A 3,291-nucleotide genomic window follows, 5' to 3' on the forward strand; every position below is an offset into this window, starting at 1 on the left:
CGTGTGTAGTTCGGCTTGGTGGGACCGCCTATCCACATCTCGGTGGGGGTGCGCGAGAAGCGGGGCCGCAATAATTAGCACGCCACAGCAGGCGGGGCGCCCCCCGGGGGGGGGCCGCCCCTCCTGCTGTGTGCGCGCTCAGCCGTGCCCGCGCCGCCCCGGCGGGAGCGCGGCCGGTACGTAGTGCATCTGCGTGCCGTGCGGCCCGACGGCCCCGACGCGCTGCCACTGCGGCTGCTGCCCGGCCGCGTGCCGGGCGCTCTGGGCGCCCGCGCTGTACGCGCTGTACGAACTGCTGTAGCCGCTGCCGTACGAGCCGGTCGTACTGTGCGGGATGTTCCCGAAGGCGGTGAAGCCCAGCTTCTCCTCGCCGCTGCGGTCACCGGGCAGCGCGCGGAAGGACTTGACGTACTCGGCGTAGAGCGCGTCGTAGATCGGCGTGGCCGAGGGGCCGCCCTGGGCGTCCTGCGCCGATCGCGCGGAGGGGATCGGCGAGAAGGACTGGCGGCGGGGAACGTCGTATGCGTGCACGTATGTCCAAACGACCTCGTGGGTCAAGGGATGCGGCCGTGGTTACGGCTTTCGCGGGGGCGGGGGCCGCGCGGGTGACGCGGCGCTCAGGTGCCGGCCAGCGGCAGTGCCGCGGCGACGAGCTTGCCGTTGGCCGCCGCCTTGTCCAGGGCGTCGCGCAGCAGGTCCTCGCGCGGCTGGCGGCCGATCGAGCCGACGGGCGCGGCGAACATCAACACCTGCTGGTGCTTGTTGGCGGCCGCGCGCCAGGCGTCGGTGACCTGGAGCGGCTGGTGCGCCTGCCACCAGGCCACGGGCTGGCCTCCGTTGGTCCCGGGCTGGAGCACCGCGTGCAGCTGGCCCACCGCGAGCAGCACGGACCAGCCGTGCAGCACCGGCGGCACCGCCGACAGCTCCGTCAGCGGCATGAACCCCTGCTCGATGAGCAGCGGCAGGAAGTCGTCCCCGCCGCCGAAGGTGCCGGGCCGGGCGATGGGCGCGGTCGGCTCCACCACCAGGGCCGGGTGCAGCTCGCCGCCGATCAGGACCAGCCCGCTGGTCACCCCGAGCACCGCCTGCTCGGGCACCGTCCTGTCGGGCTCCAGGTCGACGGTGTCGCCGGTGATGGACTTCACCGCACCCTGGAGCTGCTCCTCGGTGACCTGGACGACCTGGGAGGGCAGGCAGCCGGCGTGGGCGAAGGCGAGGACGGCGGTCTCGTCCCCGATGAACAGGACGGTGCTGGTGCGCTCCTGCGCGGAGTCGCCCGGAGTGCGGCAGGACGTGCAGTCGTAACTGCCCGGGGCGGTCTCTCCGGCGAGCAGGCGGTCGGCTTCTTCGTCGCCGATCTCGGCGCGTACCTCGTCGCTGACGTCGAGCATGCGCGGCACGGGTGGCTCCCTCGGGGATGCGGTGCGTGGCGAGGCCGGGTGGCTCCCGGCCCGTGGTCCGGGTGGGCCCCGGCTCATGAAGAAGACAACGGGCGATCTGTGGCGGGAGTAACGCCCCGGGGCGAACGGAATCGAACCAACCAGCGCACGGGGGCCCGTTCGTGGTGAGGCGCACCGTCTGCCGCCAACTCATCCCGTATCAGGTCCCGTTGGAGGTTGCCGGACGGTCCCGCACGCGTGTCCGTGTGGGTCGACAAATCAGGAAATCCGCGAATGAAATGGGTGGCTGAAAATCGCCGTTACCCGAGGTATGTGCGAACGGCCCGCCCGGGCGGGGTGTCCGCTCCACCCGTCAGCGGGTGAGTTCCCCCGCCTCGCCCGCGAACACCACCGCGCCGCGCCGCAGTTCGTAGACGACGGCCGGCCGTCCGCGCAGGACGGGCGGCAGCCGCTGCTCGGCGATCACGACACACGCGTCCAGCCCGCTCAGCAGCTCGTACGTCCGGGCCGCGACCTCGGGCGACATGCCCTGGACGGGCTCGTCGACCAGCACCACGCGCGCGCGTGCCAGCAGGGCCCGGGACACGGCGAGCATCCGCTGCTCACCGCCGGAGAGGGTCCCGGCCCGCCGCTCCAGCAGCGGACGCAGCTGCGGGTAGGCGTCCAGGGCCGGGCCGAGGCGGGCGGACGTCAGACCGAGGTTCTCCCGCACGGTCAGGGAGCCGAACACGGCCCGCCGCTCCGGCACCAGGCACAGCCCCCGCCGGGCCCGCTGGTGCGCCGGGACGCCGGTGACGTCGGTGCCGTCCCAGACGACCGCACCGCCCGACAGCGCGACGGTGCCGGCCAGGGCGTGCAGGACGGTGGTGCGGCCGGAGCCGTTGCGGCCCAGCAGCACGGTCAGGCCCGGTCCGGGAGCGGTGAGGGTGACGCCGTGCAGGGCCTCCAGCGGGCCGTAGTGCACGCGCGCGTGGCGCAGGGCGATCGTGCTCATGCCCCGGCCCCCGTCCCCGGCGCGTCCAGGACCCGCGCGGGCGGACCCGAGGCGACGATCCGCCCCGCGTTCATCACGTGCACGACGTCGGCGAGGTCCGCGACCAGGTCCAGGTCGTGCTCGACGACCAGCAGGGCCGTCCCGTCGGCGGCCAGGGCCTTCAGGACTGCGGCCAGCGCGGCGACTTCGGCGGTGTCGAGGCCGGCGGCGGGCTCGTCGAGCAGCAGCACGCGCGGGTCTCCGGCCAGGGCCCGGGCCAGTTCGACGCGGCGCAGCGTGCCGGTGGGCAGTCCCGCGGCGGGCCGGGCGCGCACGGGCCCGTCCAGGCCGAGCAGGCGCAGGGTCCGCTCCACGGCGCCCGGACCGCCCGGACCGCCCGGCCGGCCCTGTTCGGCGCCGACCCGGACGTTCTCGGCCACGGTGAGCGACGGGAAGACGGCCAGTTCCTGGAAGGTGCGGGCGACCCCGAGGCGGGTGCGGGCCTGGGCGGGCAGCGCGGTGATGTCGCGCCCGTCGAACCGCACGGCGCCACGCGCGGGCCGCACGGTCCCGGCCAGACAGTGGAACAGGGTGCTTTTCCCGGCCCCGTTCGGCCCCACCACCGCGGTGATCCGCCCGGGGAAGAGATCCAGGCCGACGCCGTCGAGCGCGGTGAATCCGCCGCCGTAGCGGACGTGGAGGCGACGGGCGCTGAGGAGGGGAGGGGCGGGACCGGAAGGAGGGAGCAGTGTGCGCGATGCGGCGGGCATGTCCGACTCACCGGGGCTGCCGGGGGTGGCCTCCGGGTGGGAGGCGGGAGCGGCGGGTGCGGCTGGGGGCCGTCGGCCGGGGTGGGTCGCTCGGGCGAGAAGGCGGCGGAGGCGGCTGGACGTGACGGGGGCAACCGTTGCGGGGGCA

At 74.8% G+C, this 3,291-nt stretch carries 4 protein-coding genes; all 4 read right to left on the reverse strand.

Features of this window, described 5'->3' with window-relative positions; all coding sequences use genetic code 11:
• Positions 1-138: 138 nt before the first annotated feature.
• The gene (locus ACH4C6_RS23015; protein ID WP_398110470.1) at positions 139-531 is read right to left on the reverse strand and encodes a hypothetical protein; all 393 of its coding nucleotides are present in this window, start codon (positions 529-531) and stop codon (positions 139-141) included.
• An 86-nt stretch (positions 532-617) separates the two neighbouring features.
• A complete protein-coding gene (locus tag ACH4C6_RS23020) occupies positions 618-1,400 on the reverse strand; it encodes a hypothetical protein (protein WP_398110471.1) in 783 nt (260 codons plus the stop codon).
• 352 nt (positions 1,401-1,752) lie between these two features.
• Positions 1,753-2,394, reverse strand: coding sequence for an ATP-binding cassette domain-containing protein (locus tag ACH4C6_RS23025; protein WP_398110472.1), 642 nt, complete (start codon positions 2,392-2,394; stop codon positions 1,753-1,755).
• Positions 2,391-3,291 (reverse strand): ATP-binding cassette domain-containing protein (locus ACH4C6_RS23030; protein WP_398110473.1); only part of this gene is annotated, 901 nt, incomplete at its 5' end. The genes ACH4C6_RS23025 and ACH4C6_RS23030, both read right to left, overlap by 4 nt.

The organism is Streptomyces sp. NPDC017943, from assembly GCF_044328425.1.
GTDB lineage: Bacteria > Actinomycetota > Actinomycetes > Streptomycetales > Streptomycetaceae > Streptomyces > Streptomyces djakartensis_A.